This is a genomic window from Lyngbya aestuarii BL J, from assembly GCF_000478195.2.
In the GTDB taxonomy this organism is placed as follows: domain Bacteria; phylum Cyanobacteriota; class Cyanobacteriia; order Cyanobacteriales; family Microcoleaceae; genus Capilliphycus; species Capilliphycus aestuarii.
Genome location: NZ_AUZM01000075.1, coordinates 1 through 26,379 on the forward strand (window position 1 = coordinate 1; position 26,379 = coordinate 26,379).

The 26,379-nt window shown below is 40.4% G+C and carries 21 protein-coding genes and 1 pseudogene; 15 read left to right on the plus strand and 7 right to left on the minus strand.

Going from position 1 to position 26,379, the window contains the following annotated elements; translation table 11 throughout:
• Window positions 1–168 precede the first annotated feature (168 nt).
• On the minus strand, window positions 169–1,017 hold the full coding sequence (locus M595_RS22650) for a YaaW family protein (RefSeq protein WP_023068828.1): 849 nt from the start codon (window positions 1,015–1,017) through the stop codon (window positions 169–171).
• Between the two features lie 89 nt (window positions 1,018–1,106).
• Between M595_RS22650 and M595_RS29610 the strand changes: the two genes are divergently transcribed.
• Window positions 1,107–1,232, plus strand: a complete 126-nt coding sequence (locus M595_RS29610) for an SDR family oxidoreductase (RefSeq protein ID WP_023068831.1) — start codon at window positions 1,107–1,109, stop codon at window positions 1,230–1,232.
• Between the two features lie 5 nt (window positions 1,233–1,237).
• On the opposite strand, the gene M595_RS22655 is transcribed toward M595_RS29610, so the two are convergent.
• Genes M595_RS22655 through M595_RS22665 form a run of 3 tightly spaced genes read right to left on the minus strand, consistent with a single transcriptional unit; the run spans window position 1,238 to window position 6,504 of the window.
• Window positions 1,238–2,197: a GDP-mannose 4,6-dehydratase gene (locus M595_RS22655; RefSeq protein WP_023068847.1), complete on the minus strand. Its 960-nt coding sequence runs from the start codon at window positions 2,195–2,197 to the stop codon at window positions 1,238–1,240.
• A 37-nt stretch (window positions 2,198–2,234) separates the two neighbouring features.
• Window positions 2,235–2,978 carry a Uma2 family endonuclease gene (locus M595_RS22660; RefSeq protein ID WP_023068832.1) on the minus strand — a complete coding sequence of 248 codons (744 nt, stop codon included), beginning with the start codon at window positions 2,976–2,978 and terminating at the stop codon, window positions 2,235–2,237.
• Between the two features lie 40 nt (window positions 2,979–3,018).
• Window positions 3,019–6,504 (minus strand): glycosyltransferase, encoded by a 3,486-nt coding sequence (locus M595_RS22665; RefSeq protein ID WP_023068833.1) that lies wholly within the window; start codon window positions 6,502–6,504, stop codon window positions 3,019–3,021.
• Window positions 6,505–6,625: 121 nt separating this feature from the next.
• On the opposite strand from M595_RS22665, the gene M595_RS22670 reads away from it, so the two are divergent.
• The 6 genes from M595_RS22670 to M595_RS22695 all read left to right on the plus strand — a co-directional run bounded on the left by M595_RS22670 (window position 6,626) and on the right by M595_RS22695 (window position 15,787).
• A complete protein-coding gene (locus M595_RS22670; RefSeq protein WP_023068835.1) occupies window positions 6,626–6,868 on the plus strand; it encodes a hypothetical protein in 243 nt (80 codons plus the stop codon).
• A gap of 6 nt (window positions 6,869–6,874) precedes the next feature.
• The gene (locus M595_RS22675) at window positions 6,875–8,674 is read left to right on the plus strand and encodes a tetratricopeptide repeat-containing sulfotransferase family protein (RefSeq protein ID WP_023068839.1); all 1,800 of its coding nucleotides are present in this window, start codon (window positions 6,875–6,877) and stop codon (window positions 8,672–8,674) included.
• Window positions 8,675–8,714: 40 nt separating this feature from the next.
• Window positions 8,715–10,556, plus strand: coding sequence for a tetratricopeptide repeat protein (locus M595_RS22680; protein ID WP_023068829.1), 1,842 nt, complete (start codon window positions 8,715–8,717; stop codon window positions 10,554–10,556).
• A gap of 71 nt (window positions 10,557–10,627) precedes the next feature.
• Window positions 10,628–12,466: a tetratricopeptide repeat-containing sulfotransferase family protein gene (locus tag M595_RS22685; protein WP_040484530.1), complete on the plus strand. Its 1,839-nt coding sequence runs from the start codon at window positions 10,628–10,630 to the stop codon at window positions 12,464–12,466.
• Window positions 12,467–12,919: 453 nt separating this feature from the next.
• Window positions 12,920–13,264 carry a hypothetical protein gene (locus tag M595_RS22690; protein ID WP_023068837.1) on the plus strand — a complete coding sequence of 115 codons (345 nt, stop codon included), beginning with the start codon at window positions 12,920–12,922 and terminating at the stop codon, window positions 13,262–13,264.
• A 75-nt stretch (window positions 13,265–13,339) separates the two neighbouring features.
• Window positions 13,340–15,787: a tetratricopeptide repeat protein gene (locus M595_RS22695; protein ID WP_023068834.1), complete on the plus strand. Its 2,448-nt coding sequence runs from the start codon at window positions 13,340–13,342 to the stop codon at window positions 15,785–15,787.
• 25 nt (window positions 15,788–15,812) lie between these two features.
• Here the strand turns inward: M595_RS22695 and M595_RS22700 are convergent, their stop codons facing one another.
• The gene (locus tag M595_RS22700) at window positions 15,813–16,817 is read right to left on the minus strand and encodes a glycosyltransferase family 2 protein (protein ID WP_023068844.1); all 1,005 of its coding nucleotides are present in this window, start codon (window positions 16,815–16,817) and stop codon (window positions 15,813–15,815) included.
• Window positions 16,818–16,919: 102 nt separating this feature from the next.
• Between M595_RS22700 and M595_RS22705 the strand changes: the two genes are divergently transcribed.
• From M595_RS22705 to infB, 5 genes are all read left to right on the plus strand, one after another.
• Entirely contained in the window at window positions 16,920–18,359 is a 1,440-nt protein-coding gene (locus tag M595_RS22705; protein WP_023068830.1) for a hypothetical protein, read from the plus strand.
• A 302-nt stretch (window positions 18,360–18,661) separates the two neighbouring features.
• Window positions 18,662–19,123, plus strand: a complete 462-nt coding sequence (rimP, locus tag M595_RS22710; RefSeq protein ID WP_023068845.1) for a ribosome maturation factor RimP — start codon at window positions 18,662–18,664, stop codon at window positions 19,121–19,123.
• A gap of 200 nt (window positions 19,124–19,323) precedes the next feature.
• On the plus strand, window positions 19,324–20,553 hold the full coding sequence (gene nusA / locus M595_RS22715) for a transcription termination factor NusA (protein WP_023068846.1): 1,230 nt from the start codon (window positions 19,324–19,326) through the stop codon (window positions 20,551–20,553).
• Between the two features lie 229 nt (window positions 20,554–20,782).
• Window positions 20,783–21,034: a YlxR family protein gene (locus M595_RS22720; RefSeq protein ID WP_023068840.1), complete on the plus strand. Its 252-nt coding sequence runs from the start codon at window positions 20,783–20,785 to the stop codon at window positions 21,032–21,034.
• Between the two features lie 142 nt (window positions 21,035–21,176).
• A complete protein-coding gene (infB, locus tag M595_RS22725; protein WP_040484532.1) occupies window positions 21,177–24,323 on the plus strand; it encodes a translation initiation factor IF-2 in 3,147 nt (1,048 codons plus the stop codon).
• A gap of 2 nt (window positions 24,324–24,325) precedes the next feature.
• On the opposite strand, the gene M595_RS31285 is transcribed toward infB, so the two are convergent.
• On the minus strand, window positions 24,326–24,490 hold the full coding sequence (locus M595_RS31285; protein ID WP_023068836.1) for a hypothetical protein: 165 nt from the start codon (window positions 24,488–24,490) through the stop codon (window positions 24,326–24,328).
• Between M595_RS31285 and M595_RS22730 the strand changes: the two genes are divergently transcribed.
• The 3 genes from M595_RS22730 (at window position 24,489) to M595_RS22740 (ending at window position 25,850) form a co-directional block, all read left to right on the plus strand.
• A complete protein-coding gene (locus M595_RS22730) occupies window positions 24,489–25,139 on the plus strand; it encodes a low-complexity tail membrane protein (protein ID WP_023068842.1) in 651 nt (216 codons plus the stop codon). The two genes, M595_RS31285 and M595_RS22730, sit on opposite strands and share 2 nt — an antisense overlap.
• Before the next feature lie 103 nt (window positions 25,140–25,242).
• Window positions 25,243–25,473 (plus strand): hypothetical protein, encoded by a 231-nt coding sequence (locus M595_RS22735; protein ID WP_023068827.1) that lies wholly within the window; start codon window positions 25,243–25,245, stop codon window positions 25,471–25,473.
• A 92-nt stretch (window positions 25,474–25,565) separates the two neighbouring features.
• Complete coding sequence (locus tag M595_RS22740; protein WP_023068826.1) at window positions 25,566–25,850, plus strand: cupin domain-containing protein; 285 nt, start codon at window positions 25,566–25,568, stop codon at window positions 25,848–25,850.
• 92 nt (window positions 25,851–25,942) lie between these two features.
• Here the strand turns inward: M595_RS22740 and tnpA are convergent.
• Window positions 25,943–26,367, minus strand: a pseudogene (gene tnpA / locus M595_RS29615) (IS200/IS605 family transposase).
• Window positions 26,368–26,379 lie beyond the last annotated feature (12 nt).

Here is a 26,379-nt window from a genome sequence, read left to right on the forward strand (position 1 = left end):
GTGGGGAGGTGGGGAGGTGGGGAAGTGGGGAGAAAGAAGTCAGAAGTTAGAAGTCAGAAGTCAGAAGTTGAGAATTGCCTGTTGCAAGAGCGCCTGTTGCAAGAGCGCCTTTCCCCTATCCCCTATTCCCTATTCCCTATTCCCTGTTCCCTATTCACTGGTAACTGTTTAAACAACAGGTTCCCAAGCCCAGTCTGAACGAGTTAGGCGAATTTGTGCCAAAGTAAAAATTGTGGGAATAATGCGGGCGTAGTTGGTTGAGATGGTTTTCCAACCGACATCGGCAACAAACCAAGTCCATAACATTGGGCCAAGAAATGCAAATAAACTACGAGTTGTACCATAACGGGCGGCACTAACGGCCATTCCTCGTTTTGCCATCTGCACGGTAACATAACTTTGGAACTGAGTGGCGGCAGTCGTACCTCCTTGAACGATAGCTTGTTTTGCCATTTGGTATTTGGCAAAATGTAGGGCAAACTGACGGGCAAGTTGTTGTAACACCATAGGTTGTACAATCGTACTCACTGCAATTGCACTTCCCGCTTTTAATAGAAAACCTAACGGGTCTTTTTGAGCAGATAAAGGCAGGGGTTGAGCAGAGTTGGACTCAGCCAGAGCATGACTGATGCGTTGAGTTAAAGCTTGTTGTTCGGAAGCGGGTAAACGTTTCCAAGCCCGTCCTAATAAAAATAAAAAGATTTCGGCTTCTAAGTCTGTGGTGGAGAGATTTTTGGCATAAGATATTTTCAGATATCGACAGACTTGAACTAAAGCTTGACGATAAGTGATTTGGTGAGTTCGTCCTCTCAACACACTCAGTCCGTCTGCGGCTAAATAGCGAAATCGTTGTTCGAGTGCATCCAGCCAGGCTTCATGGTCACGACTCTCGATGTCAATTGGTTGAGGGGTGTTGAAATAGTCTAAGGGATTAAACCGACGGCTAAACAGCAGTTCGGTTAATTGTTGCAACTCCTCTTGGGTTGCGAGTTCCAATGCTCCTCTGAGTTCATCCAAAACTGATACCCTCCTAACCCGCAGATTATCTAATACTATAGTGTATTATTTTACTGGGATTTTGGGCAGAAGACGTCGGTGATTCTCTAATGAAACGCCTTCTTCGTCCCGAGGAAATTGCCAATTTAGTGACTTATCTCTGTTCAGAACAATCCTCTGGTACAACTGGTGCCGCCTTGCGAGTCGAGGGAGGAATAATTAACACGATAGCTTAAGTGAGCTAAAATCCCTTTTGTCTAGCCTCAACCATCATTCGGACAACATCGGGGAGTTTATATTGGGCTTGCCATCCTAATTTTTCTTGGGCTTTAGCAGGGTTGGCCCGACCGACTGCAATATCTGTGGGTCGATACAAAGTTTGGTCTGTTTCGACATAATCTTCCCAGTTCAGACCGACACAAGTAAAGGCTTCGGCAACAAAATCTTGTAATGCGGACGTTTTTCCGGTTGCAATCACATAATCATCCGGTTCGTCATGCTGTAACATTTTGTACATAGCTTCGACGTATTCCGGCGCCCAACCCCAATCTCGTCGGACGGAAATCTCGCCTAAATAGAGTTTTTCTGCACTTCCTTGGGCGATTCTACAGGCTGTTGTAATGATTTTTTGGGTCACAAATCGTTCGGGTCGCAGGGGAGATTCGTGGTTAAATAAGATACCTGAACAGGCAAATAAACCGTAGGCTTCTCGATAGTTGGCAACTTCCCAAAAAGCGGCGGACTTAGCAACAGCGTAGGGACTGCGAGGACGAAAGGGGGTATTTTCATCGGCGGCTAATTCGCCTGTATTTCCGAAACATTCACTTGAACCTGCGTTGTAAAGTTTGATGTCAGCCCCGGTAAACCGAATCGCTTCTAACAGGTTTAAAGTTCCAGTTGCAATGCTTTCAAGGGTTTCTACGGGTTGGTTGAAGGACAAACCCACTGAACTTTGGGCGGCTAGGTTGTAGATTTCGTCGGGTTTGACTTTCGTCAGGACTTGTAACACACTCCGAAAGTCGGTCAGAATCATTGATTCGAGTTTAACTTGTTCTCGGATGCCTAAGCGAGATAAGTTTTGAAAAGATGACATTTGAGCATCTCGGGAGGTGCCACAAACCGAGTAGCCTTTTTTTAGCAATAATTCGGCGAGATAGGCGCCATCTTGTCCGGATATTCCACAAATTAAAGCGGTTTTCATTCCTTTTCCTCAACGTCTGCCTGCTCGGTCTTTTCTATTAATTATCTCTTGATTCTTGTTCCGATTGTGGCATATCAATTCCCCTTTCTTTCAAATATTGTCTCATTTCTTCAAGTTGTTGTTCAGCAAGTTCTGCCCGAAGGCGTTGTTGTTCGGCTCTTTCTTCCGGTGTTGGCAGGATTTCTCCTTCCAATGTTGCCCACCGCAACCAAATAGTATTAATCTCTCGATAACTGCCCGACCATTTGACTAATGCTAAGTTTAATTCTTGACTAATTAAACCGCCTTGTTCGTCGGGTTCTAGGGGTTGATAAACGCTTCCTTGTAAACGAAATCCTTGGAAATCTTCGGGGTTAAAGGGATCGTACCAAAAATATTCCGGGACTCGCATTCGAGATTGATAAATCTGTTTTTTCTCGGTTTTATCTCGGTTTAGGGTACTTTCCGATAACAATTCAATCACAATATCCGGCCCTTTTCCTTCTTCCCAAATTACCCAACTTTTGCGTTCAGTGCGGGGAACATCTAAAACAACAAATACATCCGGCCCCCGTTCGTCTTGGTTGCGAACTTGCTCCAGGCTAAAGTAAACAAACATATTACCCCCAACATAGGCATTTTGCTGTTTTAATCTTTCCCAAAGTGCATTAATCAATAAATCAGATTGATGTTTGTGACGTTCAGTTTCCATCGGTATCCCATCATCACAAGGGAGTTCGTCTTGAGTGGGAGGTAGAGAAATTGGGGGTTCTTTCTCTTCTGTAAGTTGAGGATTGGACATGATCACAACTCGCGTTTATATCCCTTTTTATTTTAACACTTTATCCCGGCATTCCCAAGTCATTTTTTAAAATAAATTTCCAAGCTGAACATTGACTCAATTCTTCGATATTTAAGGGTTTTCCTTTTTGTTGAGACAAGCGAGAAAAATCATCAATCCAATCTAATATAATTTCTGTTGTAAATAACTGAGGAGTAGTTTTTAAGGCTTGCTGAAGGTAGAACTTCATTTGTTCTTCGTGATTGTAATTATAGCAATCCCAAGCATTCCAAACCTGACAGGCGTAGTTAAGGCGTTGATTAATTTTTTGAATTCCTTTTTTGACATGAGGTAAATTAGCAAAATCATTTTTATTTTCGTCTAATAATACGTGATGAATCACTTCTAAGGTTTGTTTGAGCATTCGTTCTTCTTTAAAGAGTTGTTCGGCTCTTTGTTTGGCATATTGACCTTTTTGTTGTCTCAATTCAGGATTAATCGCCCAATCTTTTAAGGTTTGAACTAATACGGTTACTGTGTCTTCTGGATTAATATTTGGGTCAGGTAAAAGTTGACCTGTATCTCCTAAACCTTCAGGAATTCCCCCCGCAGCAGAAGCGATAATGGGTAAACCTTTAGCCATCGCTTCCATAATCGCAAAAGACGGTGCAGCTTCGGCTAAAGAGGTCAAAATAAAAATATCACAAGCGTCTAACCAGTCGGGAATATCCCAACGTTGTCCTAAGAATTTTACCTGATTACTTACTCCAAGTTGCTGTACTTTTTCTTTGAGTTCAGGTTCGAGATTATGATCGCTTCCTTGACCTGTTCCCGCCCAAACAAAGTATAATTTATCCCAGATAGAAGTATGCTTTAATTGTGCAATTGCTTCGAGTTGATAACAATGTCCTTTTATGGGAGCAAGTCTCGCTGATGTCAAGCACATTATCCCATCTTCGGGAATGCCAATTTCTTGACGCAAACGTTGGCGATTTGAGGGATTTAGCGGTGAAAAATATTTCTCTGAACGTCCGTAATAAATTACATTTCCTTTGTTTTTCGGGAGTTTAAACTGTTCATGGAGGATGTTTAAATGTTCTTTAGCGGCGACATTAACGGCTTTGGCTAAACCGTATTGATATAAGACACCTTCTGCGTAGGGAATATTATCGCCCATTGAAAAATCTTTGTGTTCGGGAGTGGCTAAACCCAAAGCAATCATGTAGGGAATATTCTGTTGAATGGCGACTTGTTTTGCAGCAAAATGGGAGAACGGCCAACCATCACTAAAAATAATTAAATCCGGGTTTAATTGAGCATAAATTTCGCTCGCATCTTTCGTATTTCTCAGAATTCTTGATAAGTCTTGACTGGTACTATAGTCTAGCCAATATTGTTGAATCCCTAAGTGTTTTTCTTGTTCAACTAACGGGCTGGAATGTTGAGGACGAATAGCTGTTACTTGATGTCCCATTTTCGCCAACTGACACATAATGAAATGATCATATTGAGCTAAACCCCCAATTCCTGGATCATCTGTATTCATTAAGATAATACGTTTTTTTGAAGATGATTTTTGATGGGTATAAAAAGAAGTTTTACTCATCAAGTGAGTGACAGCTTGTTGCCATTCTGGAGATTTCATAAATTTTTGATCATCAAAGAGTTCGCCATATTCAGCCGAAATGTTTCTAAAAGCATCTATCCAATGGGTGAGAATATTAGCTTTAAAATCAGAAGTATAGTTTAAGGATTTTTTAAAACAATAAGTCATTAATTGAGCATAGCCATCTCGATACATTCGCCAGGCTAACCACACCCAACGCTGATAATGTTCTTGCTGTTTTAACTTGAGAATATGATCGGGGATATCTTGTCTATTAAAAAACTCATTCATCAAAATTTCGGTATTTTTAATAACCCGTTCTCCCCCGGACATTAAATTACTATCGTGTTGACGATAACCCGCATGAATTTGTTTCAACCAAACCGCTTTACATCCCATTAAAGCCAAGCGAAGAACAAAATCTAAATCTTCTGTTGGCGGATAGCGATGATCGAATCCTCCGACTTTTTCCCACCAAATTTTTCTGATCATCAAAGCGCTTGGACGGACACATTTATGTAAAACCCAAGTTTCTAAGTTGAGTTCCGGTGCATCTTTCCAAGGCGTAATATCCGCAACATTTTCTCCTTTTTGGTTGACCATCATCCAACCGCTTTGAACTAAATCAATGGTTGTATCTTGCTCAAATATTTTAACTTGTTCAGCCAATTTATTCGGAGTGAAAAAATCATCCCCATCGAGAAAAGCTAACAATTCTCCTTTGGCAAGTTTACAGCCATGATTTCTCGCTTTTGCAGCACCTTGGTTGGATTGATAAACGTAGTTAATTACATCTAAATAAAGACTTAAAACCTGTTTTGTATTATCTGTAGAACCATCATCAATTACAATCACTTCATAATTGGTATAAGTTTGTTCTAATACACTTTTAACTGCTTGTTCAATATAGTTTTCACAGTTGTAAGCCGGAATTATTACACTAACTTTGGGAATGTTAGAAGGAAGAAGACTAGAAATTAATTTTTTCCATTGGGGTAATTTTCTAAAAGATTCTAGATTTAGTTGATAACCGTAGGCTTGACAATTTCCACTAAACCGTTTAATCCAATCGGAAATTGTGATCGGTATTGCGTCCGGGGTATAGGCTAAAGATTTACGAAGAAATTCAGCCATTGATTGATAATTCTGAGTATGATAAAGATGCCAAGCTAACCAAGTTAATTCTTCATAACGAGCAGGCTTTTCCAGTTGAATAACGGCATCCGATAGACCTTTTTGACTAAAAAAGTTATTTTTAGCGGCTATTAAAGTCTCTGCGCGTTCAACTGCTTTTTGATTAGAAACGGTTTGATGATGTTGTCGATAGCCAACGGTTACTTTTTGAAACCAAACAGCTTGACATCCCGCAGCCGCTAACCGCCAAACAAATTCAGCGTCATCAACTCCATTAAACCGAGAATCAAACCCGCCAACTTTCTCCCACCAACTTCGCCGAAACATAATTGCACTCGGTAAAATAGGAGAGTGTACAATTAAGGTTTGTAAGTCTAAATCAGGTAAATTATGCCAGGGTTCGAGATCAGAAATTTGCTTTCCTTCTCTATCTATTAAACGCCAACCACTGTTAACCAGTCCAACTTCTGAAAACTTCTCAAAACAAGCCATTTGTTCTACGAGTTTGTGGGGAAGAAAAATATCATCTTGATCAAGTAAAGCAATAAATTCAGCTTTTGCTTCCTGAATTCCCCGATTTCTCGCTGCTGCAACTCCTTGATTTTTTTGAGAAAAATAACGAATGCGATCGCTATAATGTTGTAAAATCGCATTCGTATTATCTGTGGAACCATCATCAATGACAATGATTTCAAAATGACAATCCGTTTGACTCAAAACACTCTCGACGGCTTGGCTAATGTAACGACTGCCGTTATAGATTGGAATAATTACGCTAACTTGAGGAGTTCCCATCACCGTTGACATCTATTCGCTTTTGCTCAACTTTTTGCTATCCTATATATCATGTACCACAAAGAGTTGGAAGTGTAAAACTTCTGATCTATTCTGGTAATTTTCCGGTATTTTTATTTTCAAGGAGTAGGCAATGTCTGGAAAACCTCCAATTCTCCGTAATCTAGAAGGTCAGTCCTATAAACACTTAAAGCGGGAAATTAAGTGGACTCCCCTGAAAATTGTGATTACTACTGTTTTGATTGGGGTTCCCTATGTTGTGTTTTTGATTTTTGTCAGTTCAATTTCAAAGGTTTTATTAGGACTCTTGATTGGTATCCCGCTCGTTGTTTTCTCTATTTTATACTTAATGCACATTCTCACAAAAGATTTGTAAAGCTGAATGTCTGAATCTATACCCTCTGAAGCATTTCAATTTTATCAACAAGCTGAACTGCTTTTTTCTCAAGGAAATATTGAAGCTGCAATTTCTCTTTATCAAAGTTCTATCGAACTGAATCCAAATTTTTCTTGGTCTTATCATCAGTTAGGTGAAGCTTTCTTTCGGTTAGAAAAATGGCAGGAAGCGACTTCTGCTTATCATCATGCAGTTCAACTGAATCCTGACTTTTCTTGGTCTTACTATAACTTGGGGAATGCTCTATCAGAACTTCAACAATTTTCCGCAGCAATATCTGCTTATTCTCAGGCTATTGGTCTTGATTCAAGTTTTGCCTGGTCTTATTATAAATTAGGAGTTGCACTCAGTCAAGAAAGTCGCTGGAGTGAGGCAATTACCGCTTATTTTCAAGCGATCAAAAACCAACTAAGTTCGCCTGAAGTTTATACAAAACTACAAGCAGCAATTCAATTTGAATCTAATCCTAAATCTTGGAATTTAAGTTTGATGTCTGACGAGGCTGAGGTTTGTTTAGATATTGCTCGTCACTTCGCTCAAATTAATGATTTAAAATTAGCTCTTGTCTTTTATGATATCGCTTTAGAAGTTCAACCTCAAAACATAGAAATAATCACCGAATCAAGACAGGTAAGGGAAATACAAACACAGTTAAAAGCAAGAATAAAATCCTGTTTTAATGACATTAAAATCAATCCCAACTCTTATGAAAGTTACTATAACTTGGGAGTTGTTTTATCTCAACAGCAACGATGGGATGAGGCAATTATAGCCTATCTCAAATCGATTGAACTCAAACCTGAAATGCCAACTTGGATGTATCAGGGATTATGGGAAATTCTCAATCAGCAGGGAAAATTAGAAGCGGCTGAAGATTTATATCGACAAGCGGTTAAACAGAATAAAAATACAATTTGGTGTTATGTTAACTTAGGAGAAATTCTAGCTCAAAAGGGAGAATTAGATGAAGCGTTATACTGTTATAAATTGGCTTGTTATCAGAAAATCAAACAATTTCACCCAGACTGGATACAAAATATTGAAAAATTAAAGCCAGTGAGTCAACCCAACTTTATCGTGATTGGAACTCAAAAAGGAGGAACCACGTCTTTATATTATTATCTGGCTAAACATCCTCAAATTATGCCTTCTTTAATTAAAGAAATTGATTTTTGGTCAACAAAATATAATCGAGGAATAGATTGGTATTTAGCACATTTTCCGCCGATATTAGCGGAACAAAAGATATTAACTGGAGAAGCAACACCCAGTTATCTCGATCATTGGGAAGCCCCAGAGCGTCTGTTTCAGACTTTTCCGAATACTAAACTGATTGTTGTCTTGAGAAATCCAATTGAGCGAGCAATTTCTCACTATTATCAGTGGGTAAATATGAATTGGGAATTTCGTTCATTAGAAGAAGCGATGATTTCTGAAATTGAACAACTTAGTGTTGCAAATGTTAGTTACTGGAATCAACCCAATAGTTATATTGCTAGAGGGGTTTATGTAGAATTTTTAAAAAAATGGTTAGAGATTTTTCCCCGAGAGCAAATTTTAATTATTTCTAGTGAAAAATTTTATTCCAATCCGGCGATAACTTTAAAGCATATTTTTAACTTTCTAGATTTACCTAATTATTCTCTATCTAACTATAAAAAATATAATGCTCGATCTTATCCGAGTTTAGATCAATCAATGCGAAATCTATTAGGAAGTTATTTTCAGGTTTATAATCAAGAGTTAGAAGATGTATTAGACATGAAATTCAACTGGAATCATTGATTGAAAACTGAAATAAAACTAACAACTAATTATAGAACCTATGTTAAGTTTAGAAAATTCTGTCAAAAAACTGCATAAACAAGCAGAATATTACATTAATCAGGAAAAATGGCAAGAAGCGATTACAATTTGTCAACACGCTTTAAAAATCAAGCCAAATCTTAAGAGTTATAAAACTTTAGGATTGGCTTTTCAGAGTCAAGGTCAACTAGAAACTAGCTTACAGTGTTATATAAAAGCGTTAGAAATTAAGCCAGATGATGCAGAAGTTTATCACAACATTGCTAGCATATACGCTCAAAAAAAACAGTGGCATGATGCAATGATTAGTTATCAAGTTGCGTTACGCCTCGATCACAAGCTGGAACAAACTTACTTAGATTTAGGAAATATATTAATAAAACTAAGTCGGTTAGATGAAGCAATAACTTGCTACCATCAAGTGATTAATCTCAATCCTAATTCGGGAATAGCTTATCAAAAATTAGGGGATGTTTACTTTAAACTTCAGCAATGGGATGATGCAATTTTTGCTTATCGTCGTGTTCTTGAACTGCACCCAAATGCTTTATGGTCTTGTCTGTACCTCGGAAAAAGTTACATCTATAAACAACAGTGGGATGATGCAATCAAAACGTGTTATCAGGCGATAAACATCAATCCTCAAGCTGCTTGGTCATACAAAAACTTAGCAGATTCTTTTTTTCAGAAGAATCAATGGAATGATGCAATTATTGCTTATATTTATGCCCTTAAAGTTCGAGAAAATCCGTTTAACCCCAGTTTTATAAAGACTATTTATCAACATTTAGGAGAGGCTATTCGTCAGCAAATTAAACAGTCAGATCTTGAAAGTGTTCTGAGTTGGTATTATCAGATTTTTCAACGGGATGCTGATCAACCTGTCATCAATTATCCTCTCAATATAACTGAACTTGGTTTTCTCCCTAATACTCCTGAACCTTACTTAAGGTTTGGGGACTCATTAGTTCAATGTCAACAGTTTGAAGCGGCAATTATTTTTTATCAACTTGCGGATAAAATTCAACCGAATACCCCAGAAATCATCATAAAAATTAAACAAGTTTTCAATCAGCAGCAAAACTTTCAGCAAGTTTTAACTGAATGCTATCAGAATATTGAGCAAAATCCTAATTCTCCTGATGCTTATACCAAACTGGGTAATTTTTTAACTCAACAAGGTCAAACAAAAGAAGCCGTTCACTATCATCAAAAAGCTCTTGTTTTAAAAGGATGGTCTCTCTGTCAACAGAGAAATTACCAATTCACTCAAGACTGGTTTAGCAACAATATTCGCATTTGGAAAAAACATCTAACACTTTTCCACAATACTCCTAAATTAAATATTTTAGAAATTGGTAGTTATCAAGGAATGTCTACTTGCTGGTTTATTGATCATCTTTTAACTCATCCTACCGCAAAAATTACCTGTATAGATCCGTATTTTAAGTCTGAGTTTGATCAAAATATTAATCAAACTGGTTTCTCGGATAAAGTGATTAAAATGATTGGTTATTCTCAAGATATTCTCAGTTCACTGCAACCTAATTTTTATGATATTGTTTACATTGATGGATGCCATCAAGCGGTGCCTGCATTGCAGGATACTTTACAATCCTGGCGTTTAACTAAAATCGGAGGAATTATTATTTTTGATGATTATGAAGTGAAAGAACAGGATAATCCCGAACAACAGGCAAAATTAGGTATTGATTATTTTTTGAATTGGGTATATGATTCGATTGAAATTATTGATCAAGGCTACCAACTGATGATTAGAAAAAAAGCACCTGGATTAAATGATGAAGAAATTGCTAACTATTTAAAAATGATTTCAATTTCTAAGTCTGTCTCAGAATAACCTCAATGAACTAAGATTCAAAAATCAAGTATAATTTAAAAATCGCCCAAGCTATTACAACAATATTCGTTATGAATGACTCTGAGCAATCTACTACTCCTGCCATGAACTTGTATCAACAGGCAATTGTTTATTTGCGTCAGCAGCAATTTCAGCAGGCGATTGTTTGTTGTCAGCAAGCTTTAGAACATCAACCTCAGTTTGCATTAGCTTATCAAACCTTAGGCATTGCTTTACAAGTTCAAGGTCAGGAAGAAGAAGCAAAACAATACTATCTAAAGGCTGTTGAAATTCAGCCCAATTTAGCTGAATCTTATGCAAATTTAGGAAGTATTTATATCAAGCAAAAAGACTGGAAAACAGCCCTAGAAACTTACAAAAAAGTTATTAAAATACAACCCAATACAGCTACCTATTATCGAAATATAGCTCAAATCTTGACTCAAATCAACCAACAAGAAGAAGCAACACAATATTGGTATCAAGCCTTACAATTAGAACCGGACTGGGCAACTCCAGAAGAACATTTAACATTAGGAAATATGCTTCTTAAGTTTGAAAAACCCTTACCCGCCATTTCCTGTTATCAAAAAACAATTCAACTCAAACCTGATTCTTTTGAAGGCGCTCATAATTTAGGGGAAGCATTCAGTCAATTAGAACGCTGGCAAGAAGCAATTGAGAGTTACAAGAAAGCATTAGAATTGAACCCGAATTCAGCAATTACTTATCAAAGGTTAGCAGATGCTTTTGTTAGAATTAAATCTTGGGATGTTGCTCTTGACAACTATAGGAAATCTTTGGAACTTGATCCCAACTCCTTTCAAGTTTATCAAAAAATCGCTCAACTTTTGTTGCAACAAGAACAATATGAACCCGCTATCCAAGCTTATCTGCGAGCAATAGAGCTTCAACCTTTTTATCAATGGTCGTACTGGAATCTCTGGAATATTTTAGCACAACACAATAAACTGAATGATGCCTTAACGCTTTATCAAGATGCAGTTGAACGTTATCCAAATGCTCCTTTAGTTGAACTCAATTTGGGTGAAGTGTTAACTCGTTTAGGTCGAATAAAACCTGCAATTTCAGCTTATCAACGAGCAATTTATAAAAAAATTCAACGTTCTCATCCTGAAGTTGCGGAAACCGACTGGGATAGTGAAACTCCGCTTAATCCAGGTTTTATCATTATCGGAATTCAGAAGGGTGGAACCACTTCTTTAGATCGTTATTTAGAAAAACATCCTCAAGTTTTACCTGCAATTAAGAAAGAAATTTATTTCTGGAATCATCACTATAAACGAGGATTAGATTGGTATTTATCTCATTTCCCGAGTTTAAAAGAATCAACTCAATTTTTGACAGGAGAAGCAACCCCTAGCTATATTGAAGATGAACAAGTCGCTAGCCGCATTGCGAAAACATTTCCCCAAATGAAATTTATTATTTTATTAAGAAACCCGATAGAAAGAACCATTTCTCAATACTATCACTGGATACGATTGGGATTAGAAGAAAACTCACTTTCTGAAGCAATTTCAGCAGAATTAGAACTTCTAGGAACGAATCCTGAAACCTCTATTGATTCTCGTTATTGGGAACAAACGCATAAATACATCTGGCGAGGAATTTATGTAGAGTTTATCCGCAAATGGATGATGTATTTTCCTCCTGAAAATTTCTTGATTTTAAAAAGTGAGGAATTTTATGAACAACCCGAAGTGATTCTAAAAAAGGTATTTAAGTTTTTGAATTTACCGGATTTTGTTTTAACTGAATTTAAAACGTATAACCAAGGTTTTTATCAGCCAATTCCCCAAGAAGTTCGCACCCAACTACATCACTTTTTTGACTCTCAAAACCAAAGACTAGAGGATTTTTTAGGAAGAAAATTTAACTGGAATTAAAAGGGGATTGACATCAAAGCTCATTTTTAGTAAAATCTAGTTAAGTTGATATTGTGGGTATTTTGTATCTACTTGACCTCTATAACTTCAGTTTAGTCAGAGAGGCCTGCGTCTCACGGTCAGCAATAAATACTCTCATCGGTCTAGCCAATCGTTTTTTTAAACCGCCTGACTCTTAAAAGCGATCCTTCCAAAGTGGAAAGACAATCAAGCGGAGATTGAACGTTAGCTGTGTTCTACAAATAAATTAGGCTCCAACTCCTGAACTTTTCTATCCTTTTTAATCCCGAATCCTGACCTGTGAGACTGTATTAATACTCAACTGTAGAATAATCCTGAACTTATCCCTATCGACAATCTTACTCATGATGACGATCCTATAGAAATAGGATCAAATTTAAGTTACTGTCCTCTAGAGTTCAAAAAAAGTTAGAATGCGAGTTTAGAATACCGATGAAAATTAGAAACATCAACCCTGAAAAGCCTGTCGTCAGCGATCAGAATCATCCCAATCTCACCGATCCACTTTTTCAAAGTCGTTTAAAAGCAGCTAGATTCTTTCATAACACTATCCTAACAAAAACAACTAATGAACGTCAACAGGGTTTAGAAGAATTATTTTTAGCCGATCTTTATCGACGGGCTGGAGATTTTATCAGCGCCGAAAAAGTCATTAAGAATGCTGAACATAAATCATTAGAACCTAGTATTTTACGCCTAATTGAGTACGAAAAACATTTAATTCAGGCCCAAGATACAACTTACTATCAAATCGATCAAGCATTAGTCGAACTTTAAAATTAAACTCCAGATCATTAAAGGTAACTTTTAATGATATAAATAAAGAAGTACCCTTTTGTAAAATTATTTGATATGAACCGGGCGGCTAACTCCAAAACATCAGCGAGTCAGCTTTGTCAACAAGCAAACTTGTCTGTCGCTGAACAAAAATTAGAACAGGCTGTTACCTTATGTCACCAGGCTTTACAACTTCAGCCGAACTTTGCGCCCGCTTATAAAATTATGGGCGTTATCATGCAAATGCAAGAGCAACTAGAAGAAGCAAAATATTGGTATAATCAAGCTTTAGAACATCAACCCAATTTTGCAGAAGTTCATGCAAACTTAGGGAGTTTATACGCCACTCACCAACAGTGGGAACAGGCAATAAAATCTTATGAAACCGCCCTCGAATTACAACCGGATTTAGCTGGAGTTTATCGAAATTTAGCTCGCATTTGGAAAAAGAATGATCAACAAGAAAAAGCAGCGCATTGTCAATATAAAGCCTTTCAGTTAGAACCCGATAAACTTCAACTCGAAGATTATTTTAGTTTGGGTGAAACCTTATTACAACAGAATCAAATCGAACAGGTTATTTCTCTATATTCTCAAGGGATCAAGCTTTATCCAAACACGGCTAAAATTTATTATCTCTTAGGTCAAGCTTTCAGTCAAAATGAACAATGGACTGCTGCTATTTTAAACTATAAACAAGCGATTAAAATCAATCCAACGGCTAACCATTATTATAACAGTTTAGGAGATGCGTTCACTCAATTACAACAGTGGGATAAAGCCATTGATTGTTATTTACACAGTATTCAAATTAACCCCGATGTTTGTTGGTCTTACTTGAAATTAGCAGATGCTTATCTAGAATGTCAACAATGGGAAAACGCTATCAAAACTTATCAGCGGGGACTTGAACTTAATCCCGATAACTATTGGCCTTATATTAAGATTGGAGATGCTTATATTGAACAAGGCCAGAGAAAAGAAGCGATTGCTATCTATCGTCACGCTCAAAAAATTAATCCCAATCTGTCAACCTCCTACTATAAATTAGCAGATGTGTTACAGGAATGTGGTCAAGAATACGAAGCAATTGATATTTACAAAAAAGCTCTAGAAATCGATCCCAATCTACCTTTCCTTTATGAAAAATTAGGAGATTTACTCCAAACCAAACAGCGATGGGAAGAATCCATAACTCTATATAAAAAAGCCGTTCAAGTTAATCCAGATGTCTACGAACTTTATCTTAAACTGGGTTCTGCATTACAACATACAAAAAATTGGGATGATGCGATTGATGTTTTTATCAAAGCTATCGAAATAAAAACCCATTGCTTTGAAGCTTATGATGAACTTGCGAATATCTTTGAACAGCAAGGGTATCCAGAATCAGCTATTACCTGTCGCCACTATAAACTCTTACCTCCCATTATCATTGAAACCTTTTGTCAGTATTCAAAAGAGCAAGTCGTTAGCTTAGATTTTGCTTCCGATGTTCAGACCATTTATCTCTATCCTGAAAGTCAAACTCATTGCTTACCTCCCATTACATTAGATGACAATATAGATGAAGACTTTAAGCATGATTATTTTCGATCTTCAGCCGCTTTTGTGAGTGTTCTTCCCGACGGAAAAGCGTTAGCTGATCCCATTTTAACTAGCGCTGTTTTAAACTCAAAAAATCAGTTAATTCCTGAACTTTCGAGTGGACATCCTGAATTTCTCATTTCCCATAATCATCGTTATTCTACTTATGAACTCGATAAAACTATCGCTTTTTTATCAGTTCGTTGGGGAAATGGAGGATACTTTCATTGGATGTTTGATGTGGTTGCTCGTCTAGATTTAGTCTGTAAAGCTTCGGAAATTCAGAACCTAAAAATAGATAAATTTGTGTTTACTCATTGTCCTAATCAATATCAAATTGACTGTTTAGCAGCTTTAGGAATTGATCAAAATCAAATCTTTGAAAGTTTCCATTATCCAAGCTTAAAAGCTAAACAAGTGATTGTTCCCAACATTACTCAAGAATTTGGAATTTCAGAATGGAAATGTCACTATCTCAAACAAGCTTTTCTCAATCCAAAAATTCGCCCAGATATTCCAGGTTACAAACGAATTTACATTGATAGAAATAACGCAGGCTATCGAAAAATAATTAATAATCAAGCCGTAGTTCAGCTTTTAGAAAAATATGGCTTTCAACGAATTTACCTAGAAACCCTATCCATTGTCGAACAAGCCCATTATCTCAACGCGGCTGAAGTTGTCGTGGCGCCTCATGGTGCAGGATTAACAAACCTTACCTTTTGCAACCCTGGAACAAAAGTAATTGAGATTTTTTCACCAGGATATGTCACCCCACTCTATTGGTTTCTCAGCAATATTTGTCGCTTAGAACATTATTATATTTTTGGGGAAAGATTACCCGATGATGACAACCCCAAAATTAGCCCCGTTACTCGTAATATTTGCGTTAATATTCCTCAATTAGAGAAACTCCTCAAAAAAGCTCAACTCTAATTTCTCAATTTCCATAAATTTGAGATTATAACTGCTGTCGTTCAATTTGTTCAACAACCCACTGAAGCAACAATCGCCATTCAGGAAGCTTACCCAATTCATCTGCATAGAATTCATCCCCTAAATTCAGTGAATATTGAGTAAAACTTTCCATCCAATTCATCACCGTTTCTATTCCGAAAAACGGAGTATAAGACCAAGATTTTTGTAAATACTGCACCATTTCTTGAGGAAAACCTGTATAATATAAATACCAAGAACTCCAAACTAACGTGCTGTAACGCACCCAATTTTCAATCAAGCGAATTTCAACCGGAATATCCGATTGGCTGAAAAATCGATCTAACACCCAATTAATCGATTTGGCTTGAGAAATTCCATCTCGCATTGTGTTGTAATCATGTTGTCGATAACAAACCGTAGATTGACGTAACCACTCCGCCTCACAGCCTTTTAATGCCAACCGTAAGATTAAATCAACATCCTCCGCGTGAGTCAACCCGGGTTCAAAGCCCCCAACTTCTTCTAACCAACGGCGACGAAACATCAAAGTTCCCATCGTTCCTAGAGGTTTCCAGCGTAACCAAGTCTCCAAATTCAACTCAGGAACCCTCTCCCACGGCTGAACATCCATCAACGTTTCGCCCGCTTGGTTGATGCGTCGCCAGCCACTATGAACAATTCCCAGGTTTGGGTTAGCTGCAAACACCGCCAACTGCGCCCTCAGTGTATCGGGGAGAAACAAATCATCCGCATCTAGAAACGCAATAAATTCCCCTTTTGCAAGCTGAATTCCATGATTTCGCGCCACAGAAACCCCTTGATTGTTTTGATAAATATAGCGAATTTGGGTTTCATAAGGCTCTAAGACTTGGCGAGTATTGTCTTGAGAACCATCATCTATCACAATAATTTCATAGTCAGAATAAGTTTGATGAAGAATACTCTCAATTGCTTGTCCAACATAGCGATCGCAGTTGTAAACTGGAATAATAACACTAATCCGAGATGATTTAGAAGGAATTGACATCGTTAAATTCTAGTGAGAATCTGTCAAAATGTTGATGGAAAGTTAGCCGAGTTCCGCTAAAGTAGTCTTAGAGATTTTAATTGTTCTCATTCTTACTGATTTATGCCAAGCTCAAAATCCATATTCCGCAAGAAAAAGAAAAAAGTCCCCTGGTTTGAACAATTGATGGCATTACTCGCCCTAATCAATTTTATTTTAGTCTTGTTTAATCTGACTTATATCCCTCTGCGTAATTTTTATTTTCGCTACACCCCTAAACTAACCCAATTGTATGATCCGATCAAAGGAATTGAACCCCAACGCCAAACCGAAGACTATATAAAAACCGTTGAACAGTTACAACAACAAGCCCTAGAATTTGGCTTGAATTCCTCTGAAGTCAATCAAACTCTCAACACCCTACAAACTCAAAGTATTAACCTGATTAACGAAGATCCCTTTGCAGTCGCCAATAAAAGCGGCACCTTAGAAAAAATCAAGAACGAAATCCGGGAAAAAGTTCCCAGTTCCCAAGACTCAGCCAAAGAAGCCTTTCAGATTTTTTGGAGTACAGCCTATTTAACTCAACAAGGTTTTCAAGAGGAATTAGAATGGTTTGATGAGGAAATTATTCCCCAGATGGAAGTCAATTACTATCGCCAGATTGACGAAAACGGACAATTTATTGATGAGTTTTGGAAAATAGATTTACCCTTTATCCTCATTTTTCTGGTTGAATTTTTACTGCGAACCTATCTGGTTGCGCGCCGTTTTGTCAGTTTTACTTGGTTCGATGCCATGCTGTGGCGTTGGTATGATATCCTTCTGTTTATTCCCTACTGGCGGTGGCTGAGAATTATTCCCGTCACCATTCGCTTAGAGCAAGTTGGATGGATTGATATTGAACGAGTTCGGATGCAAGCTATTCGCGGAGTTCTCACCAGCTTTGCTCATGAATTGACTGAAATCGTTGTGATTCAAGCAATCAACCAATTTCAAAACGATATTGAAAATGGAGACTTTTTAAAACAGTTTTTTGAATCTCAAAACCGTCGCTACATTGATCTCAATGACATTAATGAAATTGAAGTTTTAGCCACTCGCTTAGTTCAAATTACCGTTTATAAAGCCATTCCCAAAGTTCAACCCGAAATCGAAGCAATTCTCCGCTACAGTCTTCAAAGTGCAGTCCAACAGTCTCCCCTTTCAACCCAATTAAAACAAATTCCTGGCTTACAAGATCTCCCCACCCAAATCACAGAACGTCTAATTAATGAGTTATCAAAACTCGCCGTAGAAGGGCCACAAAGCACCTACGAAGCCGTTAAAACCGCAATGGAAGATCCCGTCGGAACTCGGTTATCAAATGAACTGGTGCGTCATTTTGGAGCAGCACTCGGTCAAGAGATTCAAAAAGAACAAAGTATCCATGAAATTGAAACCTTATTAGTTGCTTTCCTAGAAGAATTTAAAATAAACTATGTTCAACGAGTTGATGAAGAAAACTTTGAACAAGTGATTAGCGAAGCCCGACAACTCCGTCAACTCACGAAAGGAAAATAGTAATCAAGACTCCCACCTGACAAAAAGAACTGATTTAAGGTAAACTTGAGGTCAGAGATTAACCCCAAACGGGATTTGTCTGTCTGACTTCTTGTGGAAAACACGGTGAAGTGGGTGTCGCCCACTTTTTTTAGTGTCAGGGTTCAGTTCAACCTGTAAGCTTGTAGGAGGTGCGACAAGCCACAGTGTAGAAGCCTTCGGTATCGTGTTTTCATCCGTAGGAGTCACAGATGTCTGCCTGAGAAATGGCACAAACCGTTGGTCAGTTTAAAGTCTTAAGTCTAATTTTCTGCTATCGAAGTATGGCTCACCCCCTTGTCCCAAAAATCATCGATCTAGCCACCCCTGTTGCTGAAGCACTGGGATTAGAAGTGGTGGGAGCAGTATTTTATACCAACCACAGCCCCCCTGTTTTGCGCGTCGATATCCGCAACCCCAACCAAGATACGGGTTTAGATGATTGCGAACAAATGAGTCGAGCGTTGGAAGAACAATTAGATACCGTCGATTTTATTCCCGATGCTTACGTGTTAGAGATTTCTAGCCCCGGAATTTCTCAAATACTGACTAGCGATCGCGATTTTATCTCCTTTAAAGGATTTCCCATCCTGATCAGAACCTCAGAAGCCTATAAAGGGTATAAAGAGTGGAGCGGTAAGTTAATTCGTCGCGATGAAACCGCCGTTTATCTCAATCAAAAAGGACGACAAATGGCTATTCCTCGTCCAGTCATTGCAGAAGTTCTGCTGCAAGAAGGAGAGTAAAATCTGGAAATTTTCACATTGACGTCGGAGGAGTGGATCGGGGTTAGCATCTACATCAAAAAGACAAAAAACGCGATCGCCATTTGCGGGAAACTTGAGAATTGAGAATCTTTCAGTGGTGAATTCTTGACTTTTCAATCTTTTTTCCTGTCTTGATTTTGCATTAATTTTAGATTTTATTTACACAGGAGAAGCAGCCTATGTCAATGGTCAGTTTGCCTGGACTCAAAGACATGATCCAGAATATTTCTCAAGAACGGAACTTACCCAAACAAGCCGTTGAGGAAGCCTTGCGGGAAGCCTTGTTAAAAGGATACGAACGCTACCGTCGCACCGTTGAGATCAACACTCAATTTACCGAAGACTATTTCGACAATTTTGACGTCGAACTCGATGTCGAAGAAGAAGGATTTCGCGTTCTGGCTAAAAACTTAACAATTGTTGAAGAAGTTACCAACCAAGATCATCAAATTTCCTTGCAAGATGTCCGCGAAGTCGCACCCGAAGCTCAGTTAGGGGATACAGTCACTCTCGATGTTACCCCCGAACAAAGTGATTTTGGTCGAATGGCCGCCATCCAAACCAAACAAGTTCTAGCTCAAAAGCTGCGAGATCAGCAGCGGAAAATGATTCAAGATGAGTTCAAAGACTTAGAAAGCTCCGTATTGCAAGCGCGAGTGTTACGCTTTGAACGACAGTCAGTGATTATGTCCGTTAACAGTGGATTTGGTCATCAAGAAGTCGAGGCGGAATTACCCAAACGAGAACAACTTCCCAACGATAACTACAGAGCCAATGCCACCTTTAGAGTCTATCTCAAACGAGTCTCTCAGGGATCACAGCGTGGGCCACAACTGATCGTTTCCAGAGCCGATGCGGGTTTGGTGGTGTATCTGTTTGCCAACGAAGTCCCCGAAATCGAAGATGAAGTCGTTCGGATCGTCGCCGTTGCACGCGAAGCCAATCCCCCCTCGACTCATGTCGGCCCTCGAACCAAAATTGCTGTTGATACCCTCGATCGCGATGTTGATCCGGTTGGAGCTTGTATTGGTGCAAGGGGATCGCGTATTCAAGTCGTCGTCAACGAGTTGCGGGGTGAGAAAATCGACGTTATTCGTTGGTCTCCTGATCCGTCAACCTATATTGCCAATGCCTTGAGTCCGGCGCGAGTCGATGAAGTCCGTTTGGTCAATCCCGAAGAACGTCGCGCTCACATTTTAGTTCCCGAAGATCAACTCAGTTTAGCCATTGGTAAAGAGGGTCAAAACGTGCGTTTAGCTGCTCGTCTGACGGGATGGAAAATTGACATAAAAGATACGGCAAAATATGACGCAGTCGCAGAAGATCAAAAAATAGCCGAACAGTACAATTATCAGGAGGCATTTGAAGATGAAGCCGAAGAAGACTTAGAAGCCGAAGAATTGGCTTAAACCCCCGTTAGAGTCGGACACCAAGCTCTAGTTCATCTAGAATTTTGGAAATGAACGGTGTTCCGAACCTCAAAAGTCAGCTTTCCTCAATAGATAGATCACAAAACACTCTATACAATAGGAAAGGGTAGTGGTAGTCAAGTTTGAGTTAGACTCACACCCGAATACCCAAGCCAACAGACTCAGATCTCCTCAAAGATCTAGAGTTTCTCCAACTGAGATCGGTCAAATGCAGCCTAATTACCGTCGCTGTATCGCCTGTCGCCAAGTCGCTCGCAAAGAGACGTTTTGGCGAGTGGTTCGAGTCTACTCGTCTCATCAGGTACAATTAGATCGAGGCATGGGTCGTTCCGCCTATTTGTGTCGGAATGCTGAATGTCTCAAAATTGCTCAAAAGAAGAATCGTCTGGGGCGATCACTCAAAGCTGCTATCCCTGAAGAAATTTATCAAATTCTCAAGCAGCGTCTCCCCTCAGAATAGAAATATCCTTTGAGCAAAGTCATTCTTCACGAGTTTAGCTACTGTTGTCATCTCCGACAACAGAACACAATTGTTAATTTGGGAAGAAAAATGTCAATATAAACCAAGTAGATAACGGGTTGGTACGAAGAGGGCAAAGTGGATGAACAACAACGTCAAAGTCAGAATTTACGAGTTGTCAAAAGAATTGAATTTAGACAACAAAGATATACTAGCCGTATGCGAACGGCTCAACATTGCAGTCAAAAGCCATAGTAGTACAATTACTGAATCTGATGCTCAACGGATTGAGAAATATGTGGCAACTCACCCCGTCACGAATCATCATGATTCCCAGTCCGAGCGGGGAGGCCACCAATCGAAACTTTCCGATTCTCAAGCCGAACAAAAGAAAAGACAACAAATCCTAGAAGTTAGTAAACCCAAACTTCAAGTCAACTCAAACCAACAGCGATTTTCAACTCAAGAGAGAAATTCAGCATCCGTGTCAACAGCCACTCCATCCCAACCCTCGGTTCCATCCCTATCTTCTGAGAAACCAACACTACTAGAACGGCCTGTGCTATCGAAGCCCAATTCTGCCCCTCAATCTCCGTCAGAATCCGTCAGTCAATCGTCGGCTGAACTCTCCGAGGATAACAATAACAATCCTCCAGTCCAACCTCCTGAGATCTCAGCGAACGAACCGAATGAACCGGATTCTCCCCCACTATCCTCACAAGAGGAAGAAGAACTCCCTCCACTGGTGTCTCCCCCCGTGCGGCCGTCCGCACCGTCATCTCAGCCTGCCGTCGTGAAAAACAAGCCCATCTTAAAATCCAACAAGCCGACGCCTTCCAAGTCAGCAGAAGTACAGCCAGCACCCGCTGCAAAAACGACGACAGATAAACCCGCACCGAAACCCACAAAAAATCAGCGTTCAGGCAGTTCAGAGTCCAGAACCGCAGATTCCAAAGAAACCAAAGAGGTCAGAAAACCTCGCAAAGAAATTACCTCCCTCAAGCCCAAGGCGACCGTTCCAGAACTTCAGCCCCCACCTGCCCGCAGAGGTAGTGAACCCGAGCCGGATACCGCCGACGGAGAAGAAACAGAGGAGGAATTGATCCCCGCTACAGACGATGTGGATCTTGAGATCAAACGACCCAAGAAAACCCTGACTGCACCCAAGAAGCAGCAGGCAGTACGCCCAAGCAGCAAGCGAGCCGGGTGGGAAGAAGAAGAAGAAGACACCAATAAAGCGGCAAAAGCTAAAGCCAAGCGCCCTCGGGTGAAACCTCTGATCGACGATGAAGAGGATGACGATTTTGAGGGATCACTCAATGACCTGTCAGACTCGAACCCCACTCTAACTCTGTCACTGGCTCGTCCTCCCAAACCCAGAAGCACATCCTCCCCCAAACCTGCAACCACTTCCAGCCCGAGAGCCAAAAAGCCAGGCCCAAGTCGCGGCGGCAGTTCATCGTCAGAAGATAGCTCGAGCAACTCTCGCCGTCAGACAGAAGCCGTTAAACCTTTACGTCCAGAAAGATTGGTGGTTTCTGGCTCCATGACGGTTCAAGAACTCGCTAACGCTCTGGCGTTACAGGAAACCGAGATTATTAAGCGTCTGTTCGAGCGGGGAATTGCAGTCAATATTACCGAAACCCTTGACTTCAATATTATCGAGATGGTCTGTCAAGACTTTGAAGTCATTCTCGAAACCGAACAGCAAAAATCCGGGGCTGAAAAACCCGACAATATCTTCAACGAACACGATCTCGAACACCTGCAACGGCGTCCTCCCGTTGTCACCATCATGGGTCACGTCGATCACGGGAAAACTACGCTACTCGACTCTATCCGAGCAACCAAAGTGGCTCAAGGAGAAGCCGGAGGAATTACCCAGCATATCGGTGCTTATCATGTCGATGTCGAACATGAAGGCAAAATGCAACAGGTCGTCTTCCTCGATACTCCGGGTCACGAAGCCTTCACCGCCATGCGAGCGCGAGGAACAAGGGTGACCGATATCGCCATCCTCGTTGTAGCAGCCGATGACGGGGTTCGACCTCAAACCATCGAGGCGATCAGCCATGCTAAAGCGGCCGGAGTCCCGATTATTGTCGCCATTAACAAAATCGATAAAGAAGCGGCACAACCGGATCGGGTTAAACAAGAATTGATGGAACATAATCTCGTTCCCGAAGAATGGGGCGGTGAGACGATTATGGTTCCTGTGAGCGCCATCAACAAAGAAAACCTCGACCTGTTGCTCGAAATGATTATCCTGGTTTCAGAAGTCGAAGACTTAGAAGCCAATCCTGACCGAGCCGCCCGAGGAACAGTCGTTGAAGCTCACCTCGACAAAGCTCGCGGTCCAGTTGCCACGCTGTTAGTTCAAAATGGGACATTGCGTGTCGGTGATATCGTCGTCGCGGGATCAGCCTTAGGTAAGGTGCGAGCGATGGTCGATGACCGAGGAGAAAAGGTCGATGCTGCTAGCCCTTCCTTTGCCGTGGAAATCCTCGGACTGCGAGAAGTTCCCGCCGCCGGAGATGAATTTGAGGTCTTCGAGAGCGAAAGAGAAGCCTCTGCCCTCGCGGACGTTCGCGCTCAGGCTCAACGTCAGTCTCGTCTCCTCCAAGGCCGGATCAGTCTCAGCACTCTCTCTGCTCGCGCCCAAGAAGGAGAACTCAAAGAACTCAATATTATCCTCAAAGGAGATATGCAAGGGTCTGTCGAAGCGATTGTTAACGCCCTCAAGAAGCTTCCTCAAAAAGAAGTGCAACTGCGCCTACTGCTCGCAGCACCCGGAGAAGTCACAGAAACAGATATTGATTTGGCAGCCGCCAGTGATGCTGTATTAATTGGCTTTAACACCACCTTGGCCAATGGTGCCCGACAGGCTGCTGACCAACTTGGGGTTGACATTCGTGAGTACAACATCATTTACAACCTGCTGGATGATGTACAAGCGGCGATGGAAGGTCTGCTTGAACCCGAATTGGTTGAAGAAACTCTCGGTCAGGCAGAAGTCCGAGCCGTCTTCCCCGTTGGACGGAGTAAAGTGGCAGGATGTTATATCCAGTCCGGAAAAGTGGTTCGGAACTGTAAGGTACGAGTCCGACGGAAAGGGAATGTGATCCACGAAGGCATACTCGACTCCCTCAAACGGATGCGAGAGGATGCTAAAGAAGTCAATGCGGGCTATGAATGTGGTATGGGTCTCGATACCTTCAATGATTGGGAAGAAGGAGATATCCTGGAAGCCTACCGCATGGCAACCAAGCGACGCACTCTGTCGGTCTAAAATCAACCCTCAATCATAGAAAGAGTCTGTTGATTTTTCTTCGGCGATCGCCTCAATCTCAAAGGGAGGGGCGATCGCTCAATTTTTGGGACAATCTCGGGTAAGCGGGTGCGAGGACATCGCCAATTCATAGTATGATCAAGGCGATCGCCCACAACAGAAATCATGTCGAATTTTCGAGTCGATCCCTATCTGTGGATTCATCTTTCCGGTTTAGCGGTACTTCCCCTGTGGCTGGCACTTTGTCTGTTCGGATTAGCCATTGGTTATCCGATCTGGCCGATGGGGGTAGAAATCGCGATCATTGCGATGATTGGCATTCTACCGATTTTGGGGATGCAATGGTTTCAGCCCTTTTATATTTTCAGCATTTTAATTGTCACGATCAAACCGGAACAACTCACTCCGATACAACGCAGGATTCTCACCCGGTTCAAAACTTCACAGAATCAAAAACTTGCTTTAATTGCACCCCTGCTTTTAATTCCTATACTTTGGCAACTTTATCGTCTCGCCCCCCTCGCCGCTGATGTCGTCTCATTACCCTGGCACGGACGTTTAGTTGGATTATTGATTGCCAGTATCGCCTTTTTAGGCTGTAACTTATTTCTTCAAGTTCCGATCAGTGTGATTGGAGTTTTACTCACCCGAAAACCAGAATGGGTAGGGGCAGAACCTTTAACCTCTCAACAAATTCGTCAAGGTTTCACCCATATTGGACTCCGAGTTAACCGCATCTTACCCGAATCACTTCTACCGGAAACCCCAGAGAATTTTCCATCCTCACTGGACTCGTCTGACCCCTCCGAAACTTAACCCGCAGATGGTGTTTACAGCTACAGGCAAATGCCTATAGAATTTGTAACAATAGAGTAAGGTAAAAAAAATTTCAACTTGATCATGTATTGGGTGAAAAATTATGACAAACTCAAGTTCTATCCTTCCGGAAAATGAATCAGTCGCTGCCACTCCCTTACTCGAAGAAGATTCTCAAATTTGGCAGAGTCTCAAACAAGCAATCGCTTCTAGCTCTGGATTTCAAAGTTGGCAGCTAGAACAACAGCTTGACTCCGACGGGCGCCGTCCCATGAACCTAGATCGTCAAGTTCGTACCTATTTGCGAGAAACTTTAGAAACTTTAGCCTATTAAAGTCTAAACACAAAATCGACCCCAGAGTAAACGGGTGTTCACTCCGGATGATTAACAAAAATCTTTTAAAAACACTATCACGCAAAAGCAATATGTCTACTAACGACTTGATGAAAATTAAAGTCGAGCATCAACCGAACTCAGAATATCTCCAACAGTTAGGAGTCTCTAACTGGTCGATTTGGACAAAAGAAGTTTCTGAGTTTCCTTGGACTTATGATCAGAGCGAAACTTGTTATCTGTTAGCCGGTGATGTGATCGTGACTCCTGACGGCGGTGAACCCGAAACCATTCGCAAAGGGGACTTAGTAACTTTTCCAAAGGGAATGTCTTGTACTTGGAAAATTTTAGCGGATGTCAGAAAACACTATCACTGATGCCCACTCTAAAGATTAAAAATTAAAAATTTAGCTTCTTCCCCAAGAAGCCCCACGTCTAACCCGACAGAGCAGCGTGAGATGAATTGCGGTCAGGGTTTATCGGAATTAGGTTTGTTCTGATTTTCGATATATTGTCGCCGAGTTGAAATAGTAACTCCGCCGCAACTAGCAACAAAGTAAGAGCCATTCCATAAAACATCTTTCCAATAGAAAGAATTTAAGTGGTCGGAAAATTCTTGTCTAAGCTTTCGGGACGTTACAGATTTGACGTTATTAACCAAATTACTTAAAGCAATGTCACCGATGGTACTGAAAAAGAAGATGAACATGATTGTCTTCCCCGTTAAACTCAATTAATTTACAATCCCACTTGTGGAGTAATTCTTCAAGGATGGAGTGTAACCTATTCAGCATTTCAAGAGTAAAAACTTTCCGTCGATACTTGGTTGTCAAAACCAAATGCACTTTGAGGTCACTGACAGACCTCCCGAGCGCTAACAAAATCGTTCTTCATAATCTCCACTTG

Excerpts from the sequence above, each read along its gene's own strand:
- M595_RS29610 (WP_023068831.1), top strand. The coding sequence starts at position 1,107 with ATGAAACGCCTTCTTCGTCCCGAGGAAATTGCCAATTTAGTGACTTAT.
- M595_RS22655 (WP_023068847.1), bottom strand. The coding sequence starts at position 2,197 with ATGAAAACCGCTTTAATTTGTGGAATATCCGGACAAGATGGCGCCTAT.
- M595_RS22660 (WP_023068832.1), bottom strand. The coding sequence starts at position 2,978 with ATGTCCAATCCTCAACTTACAGAAGAGAAAGAACCCCCAATTTCTCTA.
- M595_RS22665 (WP_023068833.1), bottom strand. The coding sequence starts at position 6,504 with ATGTCAACGGTGATGGGAACTCCTCAAGTTAGCGTAATTATTCCAATC.
- M595_RS22670 (WP_023068835.1), top strand. The coding sequence starts at position 6,626 with ATGTCTGGAAAACCTCCAATTCTCCGTAATCTAGAAGGTCAGTCCTAT.
- M595_RS22675 (WP_023068839.1), top strand. The coding sequence starts at position 6,875 with ATGTCTGAATCTATACCCTCTGAAGCATTTCAATTTTATCAACAAGCT.
- M595_RS22680 (WP_023068829.1), top strand. The coding sequence starts at position 8,715 with ATGTTAAGTTTAGAAAATTCTGTCAAAAAACTGCATAAACAAGCAGAA.
- M595_RS22685 (WP_040484530.1), top strand. The coding sequence starts at position 10,628 with ATGAATGACTCTGAGCAATCTACTACTCCTGCCATGAACTTGTATCAA.
- M595_RS22690 (WP_023068837.1), top strand. The coding sequence starts at position 12,920 with ATGAAAATTAGAAACATCAACCCTGAAAAGCCTGTCGTCAGCGATCAG.
- M595_RS22695 (WP_023068834.1), top strand. The coding sequence starts at position 13,340 with ATGAACCGGGCGGCTAACTCCAAAACATCAGCGAGTCAGCTTTGTCAA.
- M595_RS22700 (WP_023068844.1), bottom strand. The coding sequence starts at position 16,817 with ATGTCAATTCCTTCTAAATCATCTCGGATTAGTGTTATTATTCCAGTT.
- M595_RS22705 (WP_023068830.1), top strand. The coding sequence starts at position 16,920 with ATGCCAAGCTCAAAATCCATATTCCGCAAGAAAAAGAAAAAAGTCCCC.
- rimP (WP_023068845.1), top strand. The coding sequence starts at position 18,662 with ATGGCTCACCCCCTTGTCCCAAAAATCATCGATCTAGCCACCCCTGTT.
- nusA (WP_023068846.1), top strand. The coding sequence starts at position 19,324 with ATGTCAATGGTCAGTTTGCCTGGACTCAAAGACATGATCCAGAATATT.
- M595_RS22720 (WP_023068840.1), top strand. The coding sequence starts at position 20,783 with ATGCAGCCTAATTACCGTCGCTGTATCGCCTGTCGCCAAGTCGCTCGC.
- infB (WP_040484532.1), top strand. The coding sequence starts at position 21,177 with ATGAACAACAACGTCAAAGTCAGAATTTACGAGTTGTCAAAAGAATTG.
- M595_RS22730 (WP_023068842.1), top strand. The coding sequence starts at position 24,489 with ATGTCGAATTTTCGAGTCGATCCCTATCTGTGGATTCATCTTTCCGGT.
- M595_RS31285 (WP_023068836.1), bottom strand. The coding sequence starts at position 24,490 with ATGATTTCTGTTGTGGGCGATCGCCTTGATCATACTATGAATTGGCGA.
- M595_RS22735 (WP_023068827.1), top strand. The coding sequence starts at position 25,243 with ATGACAAACTCAAGTTCTATCCTTCCGGAAAATGAATCAGTCGCTGCC.
- M595_RS22740 (WP_023068826.1), top strand. The coding sequence starts at position 25,566 with ATGTCTACTAACGACTTGATGAAAATTAAAGTCGAGCATCAACCGAAC.